Raw genomic sequence first — 21,844 nt, 5'->3', positions numbered from 1 at the left:
TGTGGGGCTGACCCTAGGCGCGATTCGCGTTTCTGCCCAGATCAGCGACGCGTGGCGATGATGAGGCTGGCGTCGGGATCGATCAGCATCTCGACGGCGGCGAAGCGCTCGTCGGTCAGCCACTGCTCGCGGACCGTGTCGACCTGGCCGTCGACGATCGGCGGCCAGAACGGCGACGGGACGAAGTCGTCCAGCACCGCGATGCCTCCGGGCTCGAGCAGATCCGCCAGCAGGTCGATGCTGGCCATGACCTCGCGCACGTCGACGAACAGCAGCGAGAACGGGGCGTACTGCTCCAGGACCGTCCAGTCGCCACACGTCACCTCGACGTTCTCGGCGTCGTGGAAGATGCCCTGCACGTCCTTCGAGAGGCCCGGATCGAGCTCGGCGGTGACGATGTGGGCGCCCTTGGGGGCGCCGCTGGACAGCCACGCCGATCCGACGCCGCACCCGGTGCCCAACTCGGCGAGGGTGCCGGTCCGCGACGCGGCGAGGGCGGCCAGCAGTCGGCCGGTCTCGCTGCGGGTCGAGGTGATGAACCCGCGGCGCCGGGACAGGTCCAGCGCGCGGGCGACCAGTTCGGGGACTTCGGCCGGTGCGCTCATCAGACCAGTGTTCCACGTGGCTCGCGGGACGGCAGTGGCAGTCACGGTCTGAGACGCTCCCCAGAAGGTGGGTTCCGCTGACCCTCTCGGCGTGTATGCTCGCGGCCATGCGGAAGCAGCTCGTACTCATCGCTTGCCGCGGCAGGACCTCCTAGGGCCACACCTGCCGCGGAGTTTCGGCGTTGGCTCGACGACTCTGCAGCAGATGTTCTGGACCAGGACCTGGTTCTCCTCCTCTGAAATCGCTGATCGACGTCACCCGTCTCAGCTCGTGGCCCCGCAGGGTCGTCGGTCCCGTCGGATCCCGCACGACACCCCGCCACTTTCCTTCAGAGGAGCACCCATGTACGCACCCACCGCCATCATCGAATGGGGCCCGGCCCATCTGCGCGACGAGGCCGGCGAATTCGACATCGTCCCCGAGGACAACTGACGACCGGATGCCGAGACCCGAGTTTCAGCATCTGAGATCGCCAGTCATAGGATGGGACACATGACCAGCACCTACTCGCTCGCGGTCGTTGCCGGAGACGGCATCGGACCCGAGGTCACCGACCAGGCCCTGAAGGTTCTCGACGTCGTCGCGCAGGGCTCCGGCCTCACGTTCGACCGGACGGCCTACGACCTGGGGGCGCGCCGCTGGCACGCCACGGGCGAGACGTTGCCCGACACGGTGCTCGAGGAGATCCGTGGGCACGACGCGATCCTGCTGGGCGCCGTCGGCGACCCGTCGGTCCCGTCGGGCGTGCTCGAGCGCGGACTGCTGCTGCGGCTGCGGTTCGAGCTGGACCACTACGTGAACCTGCGTCCGTCGAAGTTGTTCCCCGGTGTCCCGACGCCGCTCGCCGACCCCGGCGAGATCGACTTCGTCGTCGTGCGTGAGGGCACCGAGGGTCCGTACGTGGGCAACGGCGGCGCCATCCGCGTGGGCACGCCCCACGAGGTCGCCACCGAGGTCAGCCTCAACACGGCGTTCGGAGTCGAGCGCGTCGTCCGCGACGCCTTCGCCCGCGCGCAGGCCCGCCCGCGTCGCAAGTTGACGCTCGTGCACAAGAACAACGTGCTCGTGCACGCCGGTCACCTCTGGAGCCGCACGGTCGAGGCCGTCGGCGCCGAGTTCCCCGACGTCACGGTCGACTACCTGCACGTCGACGCCGCCACGATCTTCCTGGCGACCGATCCGGGCCGGTTCGACGTCATCGTCACGGACAACCTGTTCGGCGACATCCTGACCGACCTCGCCGCCGCGATCACCGGTGGCATCGGCCTGGCCGCCAGCGGCAACGTCAACCCCGACCGCACGTCGCCGAGCATGTTCGAGCCGGTCCACGGCTCGGCTCCCGACATCGCGGGTCAGTCCAAGGCCGACCCGACCGCCGCGATCCTGTCGGCCGGTCTGCTGCTCGAGCACCTGGGGCACGCCGCCGAGGCTCAGCGCATCACCGCCGCGGTCGAGGCCGACATCGCCGCGCGCGACGGTCAGCCCCGCTCGACGCAGGAGGTGGGGGAGGCCATCGCCGAGCGCGTGGCCACGGAGGTACCGGTCGCCTGACGACCTGACCTCCCACCCCCGCGAAAGGACTATCGTGTCCGGCATGACCACCCCCGCGTTCTCTCCCAGGATCGAAACGAATCCGAACGCGCGCAGCGCCGCCGATCGCGCCGAGATCCTCGCTGATCCCGGCTTCGGCAACTACTTCACCGATCACATGTTCCTGGCGGAGTGGACGCCGGACCGCGACTGGCACGACGCCCGCGTCGTGCCGTACGGCCCGCTGTCCCTCGACCCGGCGACCGCGGTCCTGCACTACGCCCAGGAGATCTTCGAGGGCCTCAAGGCCTACACCCATGCCGACGGCTCGGTGTGGCTGTTCCGGCCCGAGGCCAACGCGCTGCGGATGCAGCGCTCGGCCCACCGGCTGGCGCTGCCCGAACTGCCCGTGGACTGGTTCATCGGATCGGTCAAGGCGCTCATCGAGACCGACCGCGAGTGGGTGCCGACGGGTGAGGAGCGCAGCCTCTACCTGCGGCCGTTCATGTTCGCCTCGGAGGTCTTCCTCGGGGTGCGGCCCAGCCAGCACGTGACCTACTCGGTGATCGCCTCGCCCGCCGGCGCGTACTTCGCCGAAGGGGTCAAGCCGGTCGACATCTGGCTGTCCAGCCAGTACAGCCGGGCGGGCTTCGGTGGCACGGGTGCGGCCAAGTGCGGCGGCAACTACGCCGCCAGCCTGCTGCCCCAGCAGGAGGCCGCCGCCAACGGATGCGCGCAGGTGGCGTTCCTGGACTCCGTCGAGAACCGGTGGATCGAGGAGCTCGGCGGCATGAACCTGTACTTCGTCCACGCCGACGGCACCCTGGTCACGCCCGAGCTCAGCGGCTCGATCCTCGAGGGCGTCACCCGTGACTCGATCCTGGCCATCGCCAAGGATCTCGGCCACGAGGTCGTCGAGCGCCGGATCTCGATCGACGACTGGCGCGACGGTGTCGCCGACGGCACGATCACCGAGGTCTTCGCCTGCGGCACCGCCGCGGTCGTCACCCCGGTGGGCAAGCTCAAGTGGGACGGCGGCGAGGTCGTCAGCGCCGAGGGCGAGTCCGGCAAGGTCACCGCCGACATCCGCTCGGCTCTGCTCGACGTCCAGTACGGCCGCGCCAAGGACACCCACGGCTGGATGACGCAGGTCCTCTGACCTCTCCCGCAGCCCGAGATTTGCTCCCCTTCCGACCTTTCAGAGGCTCTGAAAGGTCAGTCTCGGAGCAAATCTCGGGACTGGGGTGAGTCGAGGCGCGCTCAGAACTGGACGGACGGGGCGGTGTCCTGGCCGTCGGGCGCGTCGTAGAACGTGCGCTCCTTGACCCCGGCCAGGCCGGTGAAGAACAGCCACGGGATCGTGCGCACGAGCTCGTTGAGCCGGCGCACGGCGTCGTTGTAGTACTGACGCGCGAACGAGAGCTTGTCCTCGGTGTCGCGCAGGTCGGACTGCAGCTGCTGGAAGTTCGCCGAGGCCTTGAGGTCGGGGTACGCCTCGGCCACCGCCATCACGTCGACCAGGGCGCGGTCCAGTCGGCCCTCGGCGACGGCCCGCTGCTCGACGGAGCCCGAGCGCGCCGCCTCCGTGACGCCGGCACGCGCAGCGGTGACCTCCTCGAAGACGCCGCGCTCGTGCGCGGCGTAGCCCTTCACGGTGTTCACCAGGTTGGGGATGAGGTCGGCCCGGCGGGTGAGCTGGACGTCGATGCCGCCCAGCGCCTCCTGGGCGCCGATGTCGGCGGTACGCAGCCTGTTGAACGCCACCACACTGAACAGCACGAGGGCCAGGACGACGACGATCGCGACGATGATCCAGATCAAGACAGGTACCTCCGGGGTCTTGGATTGATGGTGACTCTAGTGCGCGGCAGGGTGCCGCCGTGCGGACTCACCACGACCCGCCACCTCCGCCGCCTCCGCCACCGCCGCTGAACCCGCCACCCCCGCCTCCACCGCCACCCCCGCCGCCCGAGGAGGACGACGACTGGGTGGCGCTGTAGGCATTGATGGAGCTCGAGACCGCGCGCTCGAAGCCGCTGTACGCATCGCCACCGCCGAGTAGCACGGAGCCACCACCGACGTGGGCCCCGACCGCGACGGGGTACCAGTGGGGCATCGGAGCGGACTGTCCCGTGGCGACCTCGTACTTGCGGGCCCACCGGTCGGCCACCCCGAACGCGACGGCATAGGGGATGTACGCGGTGTAGAGCTGCTCGCGGCCACTGAAGTCGAAGCGGTCCTGCGAGGCGTCGGTGCCCAGGAAGCGCTCGAACCCGCCGGCGCGCGACCACAGCTCGCGACCTTTCGCGGTCCGGCGCGAGCCGGCCCCGGGCATCAGGACGCCGACCGAGCCGACGGCGAAGGCCGCGAACGGTATGAGGTACAGGCCGGTCAGACCGAAGAACGTCGCGACGGCGACGACGGCCACCGCGACGATGAACAGCACGCGCCACGTCCAGACGCTGCGCGTGCGAACGGTCGCACCGCTCGTGGTGGCCCACGCCTCGGCCACCCCGGGGATGGCCGACTTCACGGCGGAGAGCCGTTTGCCCGAGCGCGGCGTTCCGTCGGCCGTGAAGGTGGGGCCGTTCTGGCCGCGCAGGCCCAGCCCGGACACCACGTGTTGCGCGACGGGATCGAGGGTGTCCCACGCGTCCTTGGCGAGGGTGCCCTTGACGGTCCAGCTGCCACTGTTCTCGTGCAGCTCGACGTGCCCCTGCTCGGCCAGGTGCATCAAGGTGGCCGTGAGAGCGCGCCGCGGGACGCGTTCATCCACGATGTACGCCGCCTGCACGGGTCCGAGTCCGGCGGGAGGCTCGAAGAGCACGGGGAGTCCGGGCCGCCGCTCGCGGGACAGACGATCGAGCAGGTAACCGGCCCCGAGGGCGACGGCCGCGAGGAGCATCACCAGCAGGAACGGGTTGAGCGAGCTGCCGAACAGGCGGTCCCAGTCGATCGACCACGGGAGGTGGGGTCGATCGGGGGCCGGCGCGTCCATCGCGGCCCGCAGGACCACCGGGGTGTTGGGCTCGAGGTCCGAGGCCGTGATGCGCAGCGTCCGGGTTCCGTCGCCAGCGACGGTGCAGGTGCGGCCGTCGCCGATCGAGCACTCGAGCCGGTCCGTGGGGTGGGGGAGCGTGATGCGCAGGTCCGCCTGGCGGATCGGCATGCTCCAGCCGGCCGCGACGACCTGCCACACGAACTCCGAGCGATCGGAGTCGCCACCGGTCCAGCTGGCGCTCGATCCGGCGAGGCGGTCGGGGTTGGGACCGAGGACGCCGTCGATGCGGTACTGGAGCGTGTAGGTGTGCGACCCGGGCGTCAGGTAGGCGTCGGGGTCGCCGATCTGCGCGACGCGGAACCGCCGGCCCTGCTCCCAGTAGGCCGAGACGGGGACGGGCTCGCCGTCGAGCCGGATCCTGACGTCGCGGGGGCGGTACCGCACGCCGGTGTCGGCCAGGTCGGCCAGGTCCCAGTACCGGAAGATGCCGTGGCGCCCGGTCGGGAAGTCGGCCGTGATCTTCTCGGTGGCGGTGAGGGTGCCGTCCTCGGCGACGTCGTAGTCAGCGCGATACTCGGTGATCGTCACCGGGTCGGCGACGGCGCTGTCGGTCGGGTCGCTCATCGTCGCGAGGGCGGGAACGAGCAGCAGGCCGATCATGACGACCGCGGTCACGAGGCGGAGCAGGACGCGAGCCATGGCCCGGAGCCTAGGGCAACCTGGCGCGACCCGCGGTGCAATTACTTGCAGTGGTGTGCAAGAATGTTCCACATGTCCAAGGTCCTCACCAGTCTGCCAGCCGGCGAGCGCGTCGGCATCGCCTTCTCCGGCGGTCTCGACACCTCCGTCGCCGTCGCATGGATGCGCGACAAGGGCGCCGTCCCCTGCACCTACACGGCCGATCTCGGCCAGTACGACGAGCCGGACATCTCCGGCGTTCCCGGCCGCGCCATGGAGTACGGCGCCGAGCTCGCCCGCGCGATCGACTGCAAGCGCCCCCTCGTCGACGAGGGTCTGGCCGCGCTGGCCTGCGGCGCCTTCCACATCAAGTCGGCGGGCCGCACGTACTTCAACACGACGCCGCTCGGCCGCGCCGTCACGGGCACGCTGCTCGTGCGCGCGATGCAGGAGGACGGCGTCAACATCTGGGGCGACGGCTCGACCTTCAAGGGCAACGACATCGAGCGGTTCTACCGCTACGGCCTGCTGGCCAACCCCGAGCTGCGGATCTACAAGCCCTGGCTCGACGCCGACTTCGTCCACGAGCTGGGCGGGCGCGCGGAGATGAGCCAGTGGCTCACCGACCACGACCTGCCGTACCGGGACAGCCAGGAGAAGGCCTACTCGACCGACGCCAACATCTGGGGCGCGACCCACGAGGCCAAGACCCTCGAGCACCTCGACGTCTCCCTCGAGACCGTCGACCCGATCATGGGCGTGAAGTTCTGGGACCCGGCCGTCGACATCGACGCCGAGGACGTGACCGTCACGTTCGAGGAGGGCCGGCCGGTCGCGATCAACGGTGTCCGCTTCGACGACCCCGTCGCCCTGGTCCACGAGGCCAACACGATCGGTGGCCGTCACGGCCTGGGCATGTCCGACCAGATCGAGAACCGGATCATCGAGGCCAAGAGCCGGGGCATCTACGAGGCGCCGGGCATGGCACTGCTGTGGATCGCCTACGAGCGGCTGGTCAACGCCGTCCACAACGAGGACACCATCGCGAACTACCACCAGCACGGCCGTCGGCTGGGCCGGCTGATGTACGAGGGCCGGTGGCTCGACCCGCAGGCGATGATGCTGCGTGAGTCGATCCAGCGGTGGATCGCCTCGCTGGTCAGCGGCTCGGTCACGATGCGGCTGCGGCGGGGCGAGGACTACACGATCACCGACACGCAGGGATCGAACTTCTCGTACCACCCCGACAAGCTGTCGATGGAGCGCACCGAGAACGCCGCGTTCGGCCCGGTCGACCGGATCGGCCAGCTGACGATGCGCAACCTCGACATCGCCGACTCGCGCGCCAAGCTGGAGATGTACGCCTCGCAGCCGCTCGACCAGGGTCAGGTGCTCGTCGAGAACGGCACGCTCTTCGGTGAGCTGCCCGCCGGCGGCGCCATGCGGATCGAGGCCAACCCCTCCGTCGAGGGTGACGAGGAGGCCGCGCTCGAGGCAGCCGCCATGGAGTTCGGGACGGACTGAGCGCGATGATCAGAGCTGCTGTCACGGGGGCCACCGGCTACGCCGGGGGAGAGGTGCTCCGGCTGTTGCTGCAGCACCCGCAGGTCGAGATCGGGGCGTTGACGGCCGCGTCGACCGCGGGCACGCGGTTCGGCCAGCACCAGCCGCACCTGCTGCCGCTGGCCGACCGCATCGTCGGCGAGACCACGGCCGAGAACCTGGCCGGTCACGACGTCGTCTTCCTGGCGCTGCCCCACGGGGCGTCCGCCGAGGTCGCCGCCCAGCTGCCCGATGACGTCCTCGTCATCGACTGCGGTGCCGACCACCGGCTCGAGAGCCCGGATGCGTGGGTGCAGTACTACGGCGGCGAGCACGCCGGCACGTGGCCGTACGGACTGCCCGAGCTGATCACCGGTGAGGGACGTCAGCGCGACGCCCTCTCCGGAGTCCGCCGGGTCGCCGTCCCCGGCTGCAACGTCACCGCGGTCACGCTGGGACTGCAGCCGGCCGTCGCCGCCGGGATCGTCGAGTCGACCGACCTGGTGGCCGTGCTGGCCAACGGCTTCTCCGGCGCGGGCAAGGCGCTCAAGCCGCATCTGCTCGCGTCCGAGGGGCTCGGCTCGGCCTCGCCCTACGGCGTCGGTGGCACGCACCGGCACATCCCCGAGATCGCCCAGAACCTCACCCGGGCGGGCGCCGAGGACGTGACGATCTCGTTCACGCCGACCCTGGTGCCGATGGCGCGCGGCATCCTGGCCACCGCCACCGCGCGGCTGGCTCCGGGCGTCGACGCAGACGCGGCGCGGGCCGTCTACGAGAAGGCCTACGGCGACGAGCCGTTCATCGCGCTGCTGCCCGAGGGGCAGTGGCCCACCACGGCTGCCACGCTCGGCGCGAACGTCGCCCACGTGCAGATCGCGGTGGACGAGCGGGTCGGCCGCCTCGTCACCGTCACCGCCATCGACAACCTGGTCAAGGGCACGGCGGGCGGCGCGATCCAGTCGATGAACCTCGCCCTCGGCCTGCCCGAGACCACCGGCCTGACCACGATCGGAGTCGCGCCATGAGCGTTACTGCTGCACAGGGGTTCCGGGCCGCGGGCGTCACCGCCGGGCTCAAGGACTCGGGCAAGCCCGACATCTCCCTCGTCGTCAACGAGGGCCCGTCGTCGGCCGCCGCCGCCGTCTTCACCTCGAACCGCTGCAAGGCACACCCCGTCATCTGGAGCGAGCAGGCGATCAAGGGCGGCAGCGCCCGGGCGATCATCCTGAACTCCGGTGGCGCCAACTGCTACACCGGCCCCGAGGGATTCGCCGCGACGCACCGCACGGCCGAGCGGGTCGCCGAGCACCTGGGCATCGGCGCGATCGACGTGCAGGTCTGCTCGACGGGCCTCATCGGCCGCCTCCTCGACGAGCAGAAGGTGCTCGCCGGGGTGGACGCCGCCTTCGCCGCGCTGTCGCCCGAGGGCGGCCACGACGCGGCGACCGCGATCATGACGACCGACACCGTCGACAAGCAGGCCACGGCCGGCGGCGACGGATGGGTCATCGGCGGCATGGCCAAGGGTGCGGGCATGCTCGCCCCGGCGCTGGCCACGATGCTCGTCGTCATCACCACGGACGCCGACGTCGACGCCACGACGCTGGACACCGCGCTGCGATCGGCGACCGCGGTGTCCTTCGACCGCCTCGACTCCGACGGCTGCCAGTCCACGAACGACACGGTGCTGGTGATGGCCTCGGGCGCCTCCGGGGTGTCGCCCGATCCGGACGAGTTCACCGAGGCGCTGACCACCGTGTGCCGCGACCTCGCGCTGCAGCTGCTGGCCGACGCCGAGGGCGCCGACCACGAGATCGCGATCACCACGATCAACGCCGCCAGCGAGGCCGATGCGCTCGAGGTGGGGCGCTCCGTGGCCCGCAGCAACCTGTTCAAGACCGCGATCTACGGCAAGGACCCCAACTGGGGCCGCATCCTGGCCTCGGTCGGGACGACCACCGCGCAGTTCGACCCGATCGACCTCGACGTGGCCGTCAACGACGTGTGGGTGTGCCGCAACTCCGGTGTCGGCGAGTCGATCGACCTGGTCGACCTGGAGCCGCGATCGGTCACCGTGACGATCGACCTCAAGGCCGGCGACCACAGCGCCACCATCTGGACCAACGACCTGACGCACGCCTACGTGCACGAGAACTCCGCCTACTCGACCTGAGGAAGCACATGAGCGACAACCGACTGACCGAATGGGCACCCGAGGCGTGGGCTGAAGCCACGACCAAGGCCGCCACGCTGGCGCACGCCCTGCCGTGGCTGAAGGCCTACCACGGCAAGATCGTCGTGGTGAAGTACGGCGGCAACGCCATGACCGACGAGAAGCTCAAGCGCGCCTTCGCCGAGGACATCGTCTTCCTGCGCCTGGCCGGGTTCAAGCCGGTCGTGGTGCACGGTGGCGGCCCCCAGATCAGCGCGATGCTCGAGCGGTTGCAGATCGACTCGGAGTTCCGCGGCGGCCTGCGCGTCACCACCCCCGAGGCGATGGAGGTCGTCCGGATGGTGCTCAAGGGCCAGGTGGGCCCGGAGCTCGTCGGCCTGCTCAACACGCACGGCGATCTCGCCGTCGGTCTGTCGGGTGAGGACGGCGGCCTCTTCCGCGCCGAGCGCACGATGCCCCTCGTCGACGGCGAGCCCGTCGACGTCGGCCTGGTCGGCGAGGTCGTGGGCGTGCGGCCCGAGGCCGTGATCGACCTCATCGAGGCCGGCCGCATCCCGGTCGTCTCGACGATCGCTCCCGACGCCGACGGTCAGGTCCTCAACGTCAACGCCGACACCGCCGCGTCCGCGCTGGCCGTCGCACTGGGCGCCGAGAAGCTCCTCGTGCTGACGGACGTCGAGGGCCTGTACGCCGACTGGCCGACCAGCAGCGACGTCATCGGCGAGATCAGCCCTGAGTCGCTCGAGGCGATCCTGCCGGACCTCGCGAGCGGCATGATCCCCAAGATGACCGCCTGCCTCAAGGCGGTCCGTGGTGGGGTCAAGCGCGCGACGGTCGTCGACGGTCGCGAGGAGCACGCCGTGCTGCTCGAGATCTTCACCGACGAGGGCGTCGGCACGCAGGTGCTGGACGGAGCGCAGACCAAGATCCGGTCGGCCCTCTACACGACGAGTGCGAAGGAGCAGGCGTGAACCTCCCCGAAGGGGTCGTCATCCACGGCCGCGAGCCGCGTCCCGGCGGCCCGGAGTGGATGGAGCGGTACCGCTCGTCCCTCATGAACACGTTCGGCGATCCACTGCGGGTGCTCGTCCGCGGCGAGGGCTCCCACGTGTGGGACGCCGACGGCAATCGCTACCTCGACCTGCTCGGCGGCATCGCCGTGAACGCGCTGGGGCACGGTCACCCCGCGATCCTCGAAGCCGTCACGAGCCAGCTGCAGACGCTGGGCCACATCAGCAACTTCTTCGCCTCGGCCCCGCAGATCGAGCTGGCCGAGAAGCTGCTCGAGCTGCTCGACGCCGGCGAGGCCGGCGGCCGGGTGTTCTTCACGAACTCCGGCACCGAGGCGAACGAGGCCGCGTTCAAGGCCACCCGGCGCACCGGGCGCACCACGATCGTCGCCGCCGAGGGCTCGTTCCACGGCCGGACGATGGGCGCGCTGGCGCTGACGTCCAAGGCCGCGTACCGCGAGCCGTTCGAGCCGCTGCCCGGCGACGTCCGGTGGGTGCCGTACGGCGATGCCGAAGCGCTCGCCGCCGCCGTCGACGAGACCGTGGCCGCCGTGCTCCTCGAGCCGATCCAGGGTGAGGCCGGCGTCATCGTGCCGCCCGACGACTACCTGGCGGCCGCCCGCCGGATCACCACCGAGCACGGTGCGCTGCTGTGGCTCGACGAGGTCCAGACCGGCATCGGCCGCACCGGCGACTGGTTCGGTCACTCGCCCTCCGGGGTGCGGCCCGACCTGGTCACGCTGGCCAAGGGCCTGGGCGGAGGGCTGCCGATCGGTGCGCTCGTCGCGCTCGGCGACGCCGGCTCGCTGCTCGGGCCGGGCAACCACGGCACGACGTTCGGCGGCAACCCCGTCGCCACGGCGGCCGCTCTGGCGGTGCTGTCCACGATCGAGTCCGAGGACCTCCTCAGCGCGACGCGCAGCCGGGGCGACCAGCTCACCGACGGCCTGGGCCGCCATGCGCGGGTCGCGGCCGTGACGGGCCGGGGACTCCTGCGCGGTGTCGTGCTGACCGAGCCGCGGGCTGCCGACGTCCAGCGGGCGGCCCTCGACGCCGGGCTGATCGTCAATGCCCCGACTCCCGACCGGCTCCGGCTCGCGCCGCCGCTCATCCTCACCGAGGACGAGGCCGCCGATGCGGTCCGGACGCTGTCGGCCGTGATCGACGAGGTGCTGGCATGACGCGGCACTTCCTGCGCGACGACGACCTGAGCCCGGCCGAGCAGGCCGAGGTGCTGGCGCTCGCCACCGAGCTCAAGGCCGAGCCGTACTCGCGCAAGCCGCTGGCCGGCCCGCAGTCCGTCGTGGTGCTGTTCGACAAGTCCTCGACCCGCACCCGGGTGTCCTTCGCCGTCGGCGTCGCCGATCTCGGCGGCAACCCCGTGGTGATGGACACCGGCGTCACGCAGGTCGGTCGCGGCGAGCCGATCGCCGACACCGCGCGCGTGTTCGGCCGCATGGCCAGCGCCGTCGTGTGGCGCACCTACGCCCAGGAGGGTCTGGAGCAGATGGCGCAGTACGCCGGCGTGCCGGTCGTCAACGCCCTCTCCGACGACTTCCACCCGTGCCAGATCCTGGCCGACTGGCTCACCGTGATCGAGCACAAGGGCGCGTTGGCCGGACTGCAGGTGGCCTACGTCGGCGACGGCGCGAACAACATGGGTCACTCGTACGTCCTGGGTGGCGCGACGGCGGGCATGCACGTCCGCGTGGGCGCTCCCGAGGGCTTCCAGCCCGATCCCGCGATCGTGGCCGACGCCGAGCGGATCGCGGCCCGGACCGGTGGTTCCGTGACGATCACGGCCGACCCCGTCGCTGCGGTCGCCGGCGCCGACGTCGTCATCACCGACACGTGGGTCTCGATGGGCCAGGAGGACGAGAAGGCCGAGCGGGTCGCCCTGTTCGGCGACTACTCCGTCACCGCCGACCTCATGGCGCAGGCGGACCCCGACGCGATCGTGCTGCACTGCCTGCCCGCGTACCGAGGGCTGGAGATCGCCGCCGACGTCATCGACGGACCGCAGTCGGTCGTGTGGGACGAGGCCGAGAACCGCGTCCATGCCCAGAAGGCGATCCTGACCTGGTTGTTGGAGCGGTCATGACGGCGCCCGGGGGCCCGGCGATGATTCCCGCGACGAAGGCGGCGCGTCAGCAGCTGATCGTCGATCTGCTGGGCTCGTGCGACGTCCACTCCCAAGGTGAGCTCGTCGAGCTCCTGCGCGAGCGGGGCGTCAACGCCACGGCCTCCACCGTCTCGCGCGACCTCGACGAGCTCGACGCGGTCCGCGTACGCCAGGGCGACGGCACGCTCGTCTACGCCGTCCCCGGTGAGGGCGGCGACCGCAGTGTCCGCGCGGCCTCCGACTCCTCGGCGGCACAGACCCGCCTGCAGCGGCTTTTGCGCGAGCTGCTGGTCTCGGCGCAGTCGTCGGCGAACCTCGTCATCTTGCGCACCCCGCCCGGGGCCGCGCAGTTCCTGGCCTCCGCGATCGACCACGTGCAGATGACCGAGACGCTCGGCACGATCGCCGGCGACGACACGGTCATGCTCATCGCGCGCGACCCCTCCGGCGGCGAGGCCCTCGCCGCCCATCTCACTTCCCTCGCCCGTAAGGTGCCCCTCGATGACTGACTCGCCTGATCTGACCCCCGCCGTTCCCGGTTCCGCCGACGTCGAGCCCGCCGATTCGCGGCTCTGGGGCGGCCGGTTCGCCTCGGGCCCGTCGCCCGAGCTGACCGAGCTCTCGCGCTCGACCCACTTCGACTGGCGCCTGGCGCCCTACGACCTGGCCGGCTCGCGCGCCCACGCTCGGGTCCTGCACGCCGCGGGCCTGCTGTCGGACGAGGACTACGCCGCCATGACCGAGGGCATCGCCGCGCTCGACGGCGACGTCCGGTCCGGGGCGTTCCGTCCCGAGCCCGGTGACGAGGACGTGCACTCCGCGCTCGAGCGCGGCCTGATGGAGCGTCTCGGCGCCGATCTGGGTGGCCGCCTGCGGGCCGGACGCTCGCGCAACGACCAGGTCGCGACGCTCTTCCGTGCCTACCTGCGCGACCACGCGCGGCAGGTGGCCTCGCTGGTCCGTGAGCTCGTCGAGGCCATCGCCGGTCAGGCCGAGCGGCACCTCGGCGCTCCCATGCCGGGCCGCACCCACCTGCAGCACGCCCAGCCGGTCCTGCTGTCGCACCACCTGCTGGCGCACGCCTGGCCGCTCGTGCGCGACCTGGACCGCTTGCGCGAGTGGGACGCGCGCGTCGGCGCCGAGTCCCCGTACGGCTCGGGGGCCCTGGCCGGCTCGTCCCTGGGACTGGATCCCGAGGCCGTCGCAGCGGACCTGGGCTTCACGGGGTCGGCGGCCAACTCGATCGACGGCACGTCGTCGCGCGACTTCGTCTCGGAGTTCGCCTTCGTCACGGCCCAGATCGGCGTCGACGTCTCCCGCCTGGCCGAGGAGATCATCATCTGGAACACCAAGGAGTTCGACTTCGTCACGCTGCACGACGGGTACTCGACCGGGTCCAGCATCATGCCGCAGAAGAAGAACCCCGACATCGCCGAGTTGGCGCGGGGCAAGGCCGGTCGCCTCATCGGCAACGTCTCCGGTCTGCTGGCCACGCTCAAGGCGCTGCCGTTGGCCTACAACCGCGACCTGCAGGAGGACAAGGAGCCGGTCTTCGACTCGATCGACACGCTCGAGGTCCTGCTGCCGGCCTTCACCGGCATGGTCGCGACCCTGGAGTTCAACACCACCCGGATGGCCGAGCTCGCGCCGCAGGGCTTCGCGCTCGCGACCGACATCGCCGAGTGGCTCGTCCGTGAGGGCGTGCCGTTCCGCGTCGCCCACGAGCTCTCCGGCGCGTGCGTGCGCGTGTGCGAGGAGCGCGGCATCGAGCTGTGGGACCTCTCCGACGAGGACTTCGCGGCGATCTCGCCGCACCTGGCGGGCGCGTCCGAGCCCGGGGGAGTGCGGGAGGTCCTGACGGTCGCCGGCTCCATCGCCTCGCGCGACGGCCGCGGCGGCACCGCGCAGGCCCGGGTCACCGAGCAGCTGGCGGAGTTGCGCAGCCGCATCTGAGCCTCACCAGCGGTTGCGTGCCTCCTCGGCCCAGCCCACGAGGCCGTCCAGGCGGTAGCTGACGCCGCGGCTGCCCCGCGCCCAGCCGGACCACCGGCCGTACGCCTGGTGCGTGCGGGAGGCGATCACGCCGAGCTGGGTCGACGCGACCCGTCGGTGGAACGGGGTCAGGACGGCCTCGAGGTCCGGTCCGGTGACCGTCCAGGTCGATTCCGGGTCCTCGAGGTCGTACTCCCAGGTGAGGTCGTCCGTCCAGTGGTGCAGGCGGCCGTCGACGAAGAGGCCGTTCTCGGTCTGGCCCGTGCCGTCGGTCCAGCGGCCACCCACCTGCAGCCCGATCCGGCGCCCCGAGACGTCACCGATGCCGGCTCCCCAGTTCCAAGTCATGCGGTAGGGCCACACGCCGCGCCCACGGTCGAGGACTCCCCAGCCGGCCAGGACGGCCTCGCGCTCACCGTCGACCTCGATGGTGCCGCTGACGGGACGGGCGACCTCCTTGAGCGTGTACTGGAAGCGGCGCGAGCTCCACGGGACGACGACGCCGAGCGCGTCGTCCCCGCCGACCGCCTCGAGCGCGACCTTGACGCGCTCGTGCTCCACGCTGATGCGCGTGCCGCGACCGTGGTCCGAGAAGGTCAGCGGCCCGCTCGACGCGGTGAACGGGGGGAGCGTGTCGGGCAGACCGGGGCGCAGGGGACCGAGATCGGTGGTGTCGAGGCTGACCTCGCGGTGCCGCAGCCGGTCGTAGGCGTAGATCTGCGTGAGGTTCGCGTAGTCCAGGTCGGCGATCGTCAGTCCGAGCACGAAGCGGCGCGTCACGACGCCCCAGTACTCCCAACGCTTGACCCGCCCGGTCCGCGGCAGGCTGGTGCGGTGGAGGGGGCGGCGGGTCCAGCCGACGGCGTCCGGGTTCAAACGGCGACCGACCGCGAGGTCGACGGGCTGGGCGATCTCCGACATGTCCCGAAGCCTACGGCGGGTCGCAGTGCCTCCGGCGTCGCCGGCGGTCAGCGCAGGCAGCCCGGCAGTCGCGTCGAGACGGTGGTGGTGCGGACCACCGCGCCGTGCCGCAGCGTGACCGCCGCCAGCACTCGACCTCGGACCTTCGCGCGCCGCAACGCCGACTCGCGACGGGTGGTCGCGAAGGGCGCCCGCCGATCGGTCGCGATGGGCCGCTTGCCGATGCGGAACGTCGCCCGAGTGACCAGTCCGTGCCCGCCCGAGACGCTCAGCCGGACGCGTCGTTGCTGGCGCGGCCCGACGCACTGGGCACGGACCCGCAGCGACTTCGCGGCCGCGGTGACACGCTGCGCCGACGAGGGCGGCGGAGGTGTCGCCGTGCGCGGACGGGTGGTGGGAGCGGGGGTCGGCGTCGTCGGTCCCGGTGTCGCCGGCGCGGGCGTGACCACGGGCGGGGCGGAGGGACCTGCGGTCGCCGGTGCGGACTCGGCCTCGGTCGGCGGGGCCGGCTCGGCCTCGGTCGGTGAGGCGGTCTCGGAGGGCCGGATCGTCTTCAGGACGTGCGTCGCCATCGCGGACATGCCCAGGGCCGAGGGGTGCAACGGGGCGCCACCGTCCTCCAACGCCTCGAGCCCGCGGATCCACTGGTCGGCGGGATCGGCGCAGGCCGAGTGCTCGTCCCAACCCGCCATCGCCCGCAGGTCGACGAACGTGACGTCCTCGTCGGCGGCGACGGTGCGGATCGTGTCGCTCAAGCGATCCACGACGCCCTGCAGGTGGCTCAGGTCGGCGGGGGTGGCCTGCCCGAGTCGGTCGCAGGACCGGTCCGGCACGAAGACGCCGTAGCCGATCGCGAGGATCTGGGCCCGCGGCGCCCGCCGGCGCACCTCCGCGATCGCCGAGCGGTAGACCGGGGCCAGCTCGTCGATCGCCGCGTACAGGGGCTCGACCGGCAGTTGGCTGCAGCCGACGGAGACGCAGGTCCAGGCCAGGCCGGGCACGTCCACGTCGTTGCCGCCCATCGGGCCCAGGGTGACCAGGGTCGTGTCCGGCCCCAGCGCCGCGAGCTGCGGAGGGTTCCGCGTGTCGTTGGCCTGCTGGTGCGTCCAGAGGTGCGTGGTTCGGGCGGCACTGCAGCTGGCGTCGGTGAAGGACGCCACGTCGAGCTGCGCGGCCAGGAGGCTGGGCAGGTTGACCTCGCTGCGACCGCACCCGGCATCGCGTGTCCCCGGCAGGCCGGGACCTGCGACGAAGGAGTCGCCCAGGGCCACGTAGCGCTCACCGTTCGCGGTGCGGTCCCAGACGGGGGCGACCCCGCCCTCGGTGGCCGAGGCAGGCGCCACGGTCAGCAGCGGCGCGGCCAGGGCGAGCGCCGCGATCGCGGAGCGCCACGGGCTGACGGAGACGGGCATGGTGCCTCTCTCTCCTCAACACGCCGGAGACACCACATTACCCCTGGGCCTGGTGTGATTTGAGTGAAATCACCGAATCGCTCGACCCCGTCCTGCTCGGCTCAGCGCAGGCAGGGCGGACGCGGGGTCGCCACCGTGGTCCGCAGTCGGACGTCCCCGGCGCGCAGCACGACGGTGGCCCGCACGGGGCCACGCGCCGTCTGTCGCTTCACCCACCGCGCGGTGCGCTTGACCGAGAACGGGGCTCGGCGGTCGGTGCCGACCCACTGGCGGCCGACGCGGAAGGAGGCGACCGCGACGAGTCCCTTCCCGCCGGTGGTGCGGATCGTGACCTTCCTGCTCCGGCGCGGACCCGAGCAGACGGCGCGCACCCGAACGCTCGCGGCAGCCGCCTTGACCCGTCGCTCCGCCGCGCGGCGCGCGACCAGCGGGCTGATGACCTTGAGGGCCTGGGCGCCCATCTGCTCCATGCCGGTGGTCGAGGGATGCAGCGGTATGCCGTCGCCGTAGGGGTTCAGACCGCGGATCCACTGGTCGGCGGGTTCGGCGCAGGCCGTGTGCTCCCGCCAGCCCTTGATCGCGCGCATGTCCACGAAGGCGATGCGCTGCTCCCGGGCGACCTTGCCGATCATGTCGCTCAGTCGGTCGATCATGCCCTGGAGGTAGGCCAGGTCGGCCTCCGTCGCGTTGCCGAGCGCCGCGCACCGCTCGCGGGGCACGTACGTGCCGTAGCCGACCGCGACGATCTGGGCGCGCGGGGACCTCGCGCGGACCTCGCGGATCACCCGTCGGTACACGGGGACGAGGGCGTCGATGGCGGCGGTGTACTGCTCCGGCGGAAGGGTGCTGCACCCGACGGCGATGCACTGCGTGGCCAGTTGCACCAGGCCGACGTCGTTGCCGCCCATGGTCCCCAGGGTGACCAGCGTGGTGCTGCGATCCAGGGCGTCGAGCTGTGCCGGGTTCGTGTAGCCGTTGACGACCTGCGGCTCCCAGTAGTTCTTCGTCTGCGCCGCCCCGCAGCTGGCGTCCTTGAACGACGCCACGCGCAGGCCGGCGGCGACGAGACGGACGAAGTTCTTGTCACTGCGCCCGCACCCGTCCAGCTGGCGCTCGATGCCGGGGCCGGAGACGAACGAGTCGCCCATGGCGACGTAACGCTCGGTCGGGACAGGCGCCTTCCGGTGTCCGGGGGAGGGCCGCTCGGCGGCGGTGGCGGGGGTCGGGGCCACCAGTGCGGCGGCGAGGGCGAGGGTCGCGACGGCGGTCAGGGAACGACGGCGGGAAGTGGACACGATGGCTCCTCGTGGGATGCAAGTGTGATGTAGATCACGCTACGCTCCCGCGAGGCAGGCCACCTGGCGAGCGTGATAGTCAGGGCCCATGCCCGAGGTCACCGAACGCGCGCGCGACCTGGTCGGCCGACTGCTGCACGGTCACGGCGTGGTCGCGCGCATCACCGAGGTCGAGGCGTACGGCGGGATCGAGGACCCGGCCTCGCACGCCTTCGTGCGGACACCGCGCTCCGAGATCATGTACGGCCCGCCGTGGCGGCTGTACGTCTACCGGATCCACGGGCACCACGCCGCGAACGTCGTGACGGGTCCGACCGAGCAGGCCGCCGCCGTCCTGATCCGCGCGGGGGAGATCGTCGAGGGCATCGAGGTGGCGCGACAGCGCCGCGGCCCCGTGGCCGATCACGCCCTCGCCCGCGGTCCGGGCAACTTCACCAAGGCGCTGGGGATCACGAGTCTGGACCTGGGAACGGACCTGCTCGAGCCGGTGCCGGTGTACCTCGGCGAGCGGGTCGATCGGCCCACGCTCGTGGCCGGTCCCCGGGTGGGTGTGCGGCTCAACGCCGACGCGCCGTGGCGGTTCTGGGCCGAGGACGACCCGACCGTGTCGGCCTACCGGCGCCACCCTCGGGCGTGATCGTCGGTCTCCGACGGCTTCGCGGCCGACGGGATCTCGCAGACGCCGTCGACGCACGTGGGCGCGTCGTCGTCGCCCACTATCTCGAACGGACCGCTCATGCCGAGGCCTCCGCGACCACGCGCTCGAGCACCTCACGGAACGTCTCGGGAGCCTGCGCGCCCGAGACGCCGAGGCGACCGTCGAACACGAAGAACGGCACCCCGGTGATCCCGTAGGCGCGCGCCTGGGCGATGTCGGCGTCGACATCGGCCGCGTACCGGCCCGACTCGAGGTCGCGGCGCAGGTCCTCGCCGTCCAGGCCGACCTCCGTGGCCAGCTCGACGAGCTCGTCGATCCGTCCCACGTGGCGGCCCTGCTCGAAGTAGGCCGAGAGCAGGCGCTCCTTCAGCTCGCTCTGGCGGCCGTGCGCCTTGGCGAAGTGCAACGCCTGGTGGGCGAGAAGCGTCTTCGTGTGACGCAGCGCGTCGAAGTCGTACGACAGGCCCTCCTCGGCGGCCAGAACTGTCATCTGCTGCAGCATCTGCGCGACCTGCGCGGGGTCCATGCCCTTGTGGTGGGCCAGGAAGTCCACCTCGCTGCCCTCGAAGTCGACGGGCGTGTCGGGCGCGAGCTCGAAGCTGTGGAACTCGACCTCGACGTCGCCGTCCCAGTCGGCGACGGCCCGCTCGAAGCGGCGTTTTCCGACGAAGCACCAGGGGCAGGCGATGTCGGACCAGATGTCGACCTTGACCGCACGGGGGGAGGAGTTGTTCACGCACGTGACAACACCGGGGTGCCACCCCGCCATTCCCGCGACGACGGCGATAGTCTCGCTCCATGACCATCGCCGTCGCGTACCGCCCGGACGACTACGGCCGCGCTGCGGTCCTGTGGGCCGCCGCCAAGGCCGAGGCGAACAAGGAGAAGCTCGTGCTGATCACGGTCAGCGAGATCGATCCGGAGTTCGACGAGCCGGAGGAGATCGACCTCTCCGAGTTCACCGAGCGCTTCGACCTCGAGGGCATCGAGTACGAGGTCCGCCGTGCTGCGTCGTTGTCGGTGTCCGACGTGGTCATCGACCAGGCCGTGGACTCGGGTGCCGATCGTCTGGTCATCGGCATCCGCAAGCGCACCCCCGTGGGCAAGATGCTCATGGGCCGCGTCACGCAGATGATCCTGCTCGACGCGCCGATGCCCGTCATCGCCGTCAAGCCCTGACGCGTCGACGCAGCGTCGTCGCGCCGATCCCCAGGCTCGTGAGCCCGTCGATCGCCTCGGCGGGGCTGCCCACGCCCGCAGCCTCGTGAGGGCTGCGATTCCAGCGCCGATAACCTTGGCCGTGTGACGAACCATGTGATCGACGACCTGCAGGCGCGCGGACTGATCGCGCACTCGACCGACCTCGACGCTCTACGCGCCGAGATGGATGCGGGGCCGATCACGTATTACGTCGGTTTCGACCCGACGGCCCCGAGCCTGCACGTGGGCAACTTGCTCCAGATCCTGACCGCCCGGCGCCTGCAGCTGGCCGGCCACCGGCCGCTGCTGCTCGTGGGCGGATCGACGGGCCTCATCGGCGATCCGAAGCAGTCCGGTGAGCGCGTCATGAACTCCAAGGAGACCGTCGCCGAGTGGGTCGACCGGATCCAGGCCCAGGTCTCGCGCTTCGTCGAGTTCGGGGGCGACAACGGCGCGACCGTCGTCAACAACCTGGACTGGACCCAGCCGATGTCCGTGGTCGACTTCCTGCGCGACATCGGCAAGCACTTCCCCGTCAACCGGATGCTGGCGCGCGACGTCGTGGCCAGCCGGCTCGAGTCGGGGATCAGCTACACCGAGTTCAGCTACATCCTGTTGCAGTCGATGGACTACCTCGAGCTCTACCGACGGCACGGGGCGGTGCTCCAGACCGGCGGCAGCGACCAGTGGGGCAACCTGACCGGCGGCGTCGAGCTGATCCGGCGGGCTGACGGCGGCAAGGTCCACGCGCTGGCCACGCCGCTGATCACGAAGGCCGACGGGACCAAGTTCGGCAAGACCGAGTCCGGCACGATCTGGCTCGACCCGGACCTGATGAGCCCGTACGCGTTCTACCAGTCCTGGATCCAGGCCGAGGACTCGAAGGTGGGGGAGTACCTCAAGCAGTTCACGTTCCTGTCCGTCGAGGAGGTGGACGCCCTGATGGCCGAGCACGAGCAGCGGCCGGGGGCGCGAGCCGCCCAGCGCCGGCTGGCGGCGGAGCTGACCACGCTCGTGCACGGCGAGAGCGAGACCCAGGCGGCCGAGTTGGCCTCCGGTGCGCTCTTCGGCCGGGGGGAGCTCCGTGACCTGCCCGAGTCGACCCTCGCGGCCGCGCTGCGTGAGGCCGGTGCCGTGGAGGTCTCCCCGGAGACCACGCTGGTCGACGCCCTCATCGCCTCGGGACTGGCGGAGTCCAAGTCGGCCGCGCGTCGTGCCGTCGCGGACGGGGGAGCGTACGTCAACAACGAGCGGGTGGACGACCCCGACCAGACGTTCTCCGGCGACCAGTTGCTGCACGGCGGCTGGGTGGTCCTGCGCAAGGGCAAGCGCTCGGTGTCGGGCGTCCGCGTCGTCTGACCCCACGATCGCGCTCGACGGCGGTCGATCGCCGGTCTCCTCGGAGTCCGGTGGTCGGCCGCCGTTCGTCGTTGCTCGGCCGGTCACAGGGGCCTCAGAGGCCCCAACGGGCACGAAAACGACTGCGATTCCAGGTGTGACGCAGCACACCGCGGATGCGATTTGCCATCGCCGGAAACGTCTGTGTAATGTTCTTCTTGTTGCACCGAACGGCGCAGCGAAGCGCAGACCGAAGCGGTTAACGCCAGGCACTCGTGAGAGGGCCGGAGACTGGCCGCGGAAAACGTAGCGCTACATCGTGACCGACCCGGGTTTGACCTGGTGAAAACGGCGATGTAAATT

General features: G+C 71.2%; 20 protein-coding genes. 13 read left to right on the top strand and 7 right to left on the bottom strand.

The genetic code is table 11. The features are described 5' to 3' along the window. Positions 1-41: 41 nt before the first annotated feature. Positions 42-605: an O-methyltransferase gene (locus tag H9L21_RS09930; RefSeq protein ID WP_154597036.1), complete on the bottom strand. Its 564-nt coding sequence runs from the start codon at positions 603-605 to the stop codon at positions 42-44. A gap of 493 nt (positions 606-1,098) precedes the next feature. Between H9L21_RS09930 and H9L21_RS09925 the strand changes: the two genes are divergently transcribed. Beyond that, positions 1,099-2,157, top strand: coding sequence for a 3-isopropylmalate dehydrogenase (locus H9L21_RS09925; RefSeq protein WP_154597037.1), 1,059 nt, complete (start codon positions 1,099-1,101; stop codon positions 2,155-2,157). A 43-nt stretch (positions 2,158-2,200) separates the two neighbouring features. Beyond that, positions 2,201-3,295 (top strand): branched-chain amino acid aminotransferase, encoded by a 1,095-nt coding sequence (locus H9L21_RS09920; protein WP_154597038.1) that lies wholly within the window; start codon positions 2,201-2,203, stop codon positions 3,293-3,295. A gap of 101 nt (positions 3,296-3,396) precedes the next feature. Here H9L21_RS09920 and H9L21_RS09915 read toward each other — a convergent pair whose 3' ends face one another. Both H9L21_RS09915 and H9L21_RS09910 read right to left on the bottom strand, forming a co-directional pair. Beyond that, positions 3,397-3,957, bottom strand: a complete 561-nt coding sequence (locus H9L21_RS09915) for a LemA family protein (RefSeq protein ID WP_154597039.1) — start codon at positions 3,955-3,957, stop codon at positions 3,397-3,399. 67 nt (positions 3,958-4,024) lie between these two features. Further along, complete coding sequence (locus H9L21_RS09910) at positions 4,025-5,836, bottom strand: DUF2207 domain-containing protein (RefSeq protein ID WP_187411420.1); 1,812 nt, start codon at positions 5,834-5,836, stop codon at positions 4,025-4,027. Positions 5,837-5,908: 72 nt separating this feature from the next. On the opposite strand from H9L21_RS09910, the gene argG reads away from it, so the two are divergent. Genes argG through argH form a run of 8 tightly spaced genes read left to right on the top strand, consistent with a single transcriptional unit; the run spans position 5,909 to position 14,618 of the window. Continuing rightward, positions 5,909-7,339 (top strand): argininosuccinate synthase, encoded by a 1,431-nt coding sequence (gene argG / locus H9L21_RS09905; protein WP_154597040.1) that lies wholly within the window; start codon positions 5,909-5,911, stop codon positions 7,337-7,339. 5 nt (positions 7,340-7,344) lie between these two features. Continuing rightward, positions 7,345-8,385 (top strand): N-acetyl-gamma-glutamyl-phosphate reductase, encoded by a 1,041-nt coding sequence (gene argC, locus H9L21_RS09900; protein WP_154597041.1) that lies wholly within the window; start codon positions 7,345-7,347, stop codon positions 8,383-8,385. Next, the gene (gene argJ / locus H9L21_RS09895; protein WP_154597042.1) at positions 8,382-9,533 is read left to right on the top strand and encodes a bifunctional glutamate N-acetyltransferase/amino-acid acetyltransferase ArgJ; all 1,152 of its coding nucleotides are present in this window, start codon (positions 8,382-8,384) and stop codon (positions 9,531-9,533) included. The genes argC and argJ overlap by 4 nt, the downstream gene beginning before the upstream one ends. Positions 9,534-9,541: 8 nt before the next feature. Next, entirely contained in the window at positions 9,542-10,504 is a 963-nt protein-coding gene (argB, locus tag H9L21_RS09890) for an acetylglutamate kinase (protein WP_154597043.1), read from the top strand. Positions 10,505-10,563: 59 nt separating this feature from the next. After that, entirely contained in the window at positions 10,564-11,724 is a 1,161-nt protein-coding gene (locus H9L21_RS09885) for an acetylornithine transaminase (protein ID WP_154597187.1), read from the top strand. Beyond that, positions 11,721-12,644, top strand: coding sequence for an ornithine carbamoyltransferase (gene argF, locus H9L21_RS09880; RefSeq protein ID WP_154597044.1), 924 nt, complete (start codon positions 11,721-11,723; stop codon positions 12,642-12,644). Before H9L21_RS09885 ends, argF begins: the two co-directional genes overlap by 4 nt. Next, the gene (locus tag H9L21_RS09875; RefSeq protein ID WP_154597045.1) at positions 12,641-13,174 is read left to right on the top strand and encodes an arginine repressor; all 534 of its coding nucleotides are present in this window, start codon (positions 12,641-12,643) and stop codon (positions 13,172-13,174) included. Before argF ends, H9L21_RS09875 begins: the two co-directional genes overlap by 4 nt. Beyond that, positions 13,167-14,618 carry an argininosuccinate lyase gene (gene argH / locus H9L21_RS09870; protein ID WP_154597046.1) on the top strand — a complete coding sequence of 484 codons (1,452 nt, stop codon included), beginning with the start codon at positions 13,167-13,169 and terminating at the stop codon, positions 14,616-14,618. Before H9L21_RS09875 ends, argH begins: the two co-directional genes overlap by 8 nt. A gap of 3 nt (positions 14,619-14,621) precedes the next feature. Here the strand turns inward: argH and H9L21_RS09865 are convergent, their stop codons facing one another. The 3 genes from H9L21_RS09865 to H9L21_RS09855 all read right to left on the bottom strand — a co-directional run bounded on the left by H9L21_RS09865 (position 14,622) and on the right by H9L21_RS09855 (position 18,285). After that, on the bottom strand, positions 14,622-15,578 hold the full coding sequence (locus H9L21_RS09865; RefSeq protein ID WP_154597047.1) for a DUF2804 domain-containing protein: 957 nt from the start codon (positions 15,576-15,578) through the stop codon (positions 14,622-14,624). 47 nt (positions 15,579-15,625) lie between these two features. Further along, positions 15,626-16,990 carry an SGNH/GDSL hydrolase family protein gene (locus H9L21_RS09860; RefSeq protein ID WP_154597048.1) on the bottom strand — a complete coding sequence of 455 codons (1,365 nt, stop codon included), beginning with the start codon at positions 16,988-16,990 and terminating at the stop codon, positions 15,626-15,628. 101 nt (positions 16,991-17,091) lie between these two features. Beyond that, the gene (locus H9L21_RS09855) at positions 17,092-18,285 is read right to left on the bottom strand and encodes an SGNH/GDSL hydrolase family protein (protein WP_154597049.1); all 1,194 of its coding nucleotides are present in this window, start codon (positions 18,283-18,285) and stop codon (positions 17,092-17,094) included. A gap of 88 nt (positions 18,286-18,373) precedes the next feature. Between H9L21_RS09855 and H9L21_RS09850 the strand changes: the two genes are divergently transcribed. Further along, positions 18,374-18,922: a DNA-3-methyladenine glycosylase gene (locus H9L21_RS09850; protein WP_154597050.1), complete on the top strand. Its 549-nt coding sequence runs from the start codon at positions 18,374-18,376 to the stop codon at positions 18,920-18,922. 97 nt (positions 18,923-19,019) lie between these two features. Here the strand turns inward: H9L21_RS09850 and H9L21_RS09845 are convergent, their stop codons facing one another. Beyond that, complete coding sequence (locus H9L21_RS09845) at positions 19,020-19,679, bottom strand: DsbA family oxidoreductase (protein WP_255467028.1); 660 nt, start codon at positions 19,677-19,679, stop codon at positions 19,020-19,022. Positions 19,680-19,741: 62 nt separating this feature from the next. On the opposite strand from H9L21_RS09845, the gene H9L21_RS09840 reads away from it, so the two are divergent. Together H9L21_RS09840 and tyrS are read left to right on the top strand one after the other, a co-directional pair. After that, a complete protein-coding gene (locus H9L21_RS09840; protein WP_154597052.1) occupies positions 19,742-20,122 on the top strand; it encodes a universal stress protein in 381 nt (126 codons plus the stop codon). 123 nt (positions 20,123-20,245) lie between these two features. Continuing rightward, positions 20,246-21,502 (top strand): tyrosine--tRNA ligase, encoded by a 1,257-nt coding sequence (gene tyrS, locus H9L21_RS09835; protein ID WP_187411419.1) that lies wholly within the window; start codon positions 20,246-20,248, stop codon positions 21,500-21,502. Positions 21,503-21,844: the final 342 nt, after the last annotated feature.

Origin of the sequence: Aeromicrobium senzhongii (assembly GCF_014334735.1) — a bacterium.
Classification (GTDB): Bacteria; Actinomycetota; Actinomycetes; order Propionibacteriales; family Nocardioidaceae; genus Aeromicrobium; species Aeromicrobium senzhongii.
The sequence above is the reverse complement of the archived record's forward strand: the minus strand, read 5'-3'. Positions and strand labels throughout refer to the sequence as shown.

Coding starts and splice junctions, on each gene's coding strand:
- H9L21_RS09930 (WP_154597036.1), bottom strand. CDS start 605: ATGAGCGCACCGGCCGAAGTCCCCGAACTGGTCGCCCGCGCGCTGGAC.
- H9L21_RS09925 (WP_154597037.1), top strand. CDS start 1,099: ATGACCAGCACCTACTCGCTCGCGGTCGTTGCCGGAGACGGCATCGGA.
- H9L21_RS09920 (WP_154597038.1), top strand. CDS start 2,201: ATGACCACCCCCGCGTTCTCTCCCAGGATCGAAACGAATCCGAACGCG.
- H9L21_RS09910 (WP_187411420.1), bottom strand. CDS start 5,836: ATGGCTCGCGTCCTGCTCCGCCTCGTGACCGCGGTCGTCATGATCGGC.
- argG (WP_154597040.1), top strand. CDS start 5,909: ATGTCCAAGGTCCTCACCAGTCTGCCAGCCGGCGAGCGCGTCGGCATC.
- argC (WP_154597041.1), top strand. CDS start 7,345: ATGATCAGAGCTGCTGTCACGGGGGCCACCGGCTACGCCGGGGGAGAG.
- argJ (WP_154597042.1), top strand. CDS start 8,382: ATGAGCGTTACTGCTGCACAGGGGTTCCGGGCCGCGGGCGTCACCGCC.
- argB (WP_154597043.1), top strand. CDS start 9,542: ATGAGCGACAACCGACTGACCGAATGGGCACCCGAGGCGTGGGCTGAA.
- H9L21_RS09885 (WP_154597187.1), top strand. CDS start 10,564: ATGGAGCGGTACCGCTCGTCCCTCATGAACACGTTCGGCGATCCACTG.
- argF (WP_154597044.1), top strand. CDS start 11,721: ATGACGCGGCACTTCCTGCGCGACGACGACCTGAGCCCGGCCGAGCAG.
- H9L21_RS09875 (WP_154597045.1), top strand. CDS start 12,641: ATGACGGCGCCCGGGGGCCCGGCGATGATTCCCGCGACGAAGGCGGCG.
- argH (WP_154597046.1), top strand. CDS start 13,167: ATGACTGACTCGCCTGATCTGACCCCCGCCGTTCCCGGTTCCGCCGAC.
- H9L21_RS09865 (WP_154597047.1), bottom strand. CDS start 15,578: ATGTCGGAGATCGCCCAGCCCGTCGACCTCGCGGTCGGTCGCCGTTTG.
- H9L21_RS09860 (WP_154597048.1), bottom strand. CDS start 16,990: ATGCCCGTCTCCGTCAGCCCGTGGCGCTCCGCGATCGCGGCGCTCGCC.
- H9L21_RS09850 (WP_154597050.1), top strand. CDS start 18,374: ATGCCCGAGGTCACCGAACGCGCGCGCGACCTGGTCGGCCGACTGCTG.
- H9L21_RS09840 (WP_154597052.1), top strand. CDS start 19,742: ATGACCATCGCCGTCGCGTACCGCCCGGACGACTACGGCCGCGCTGCG.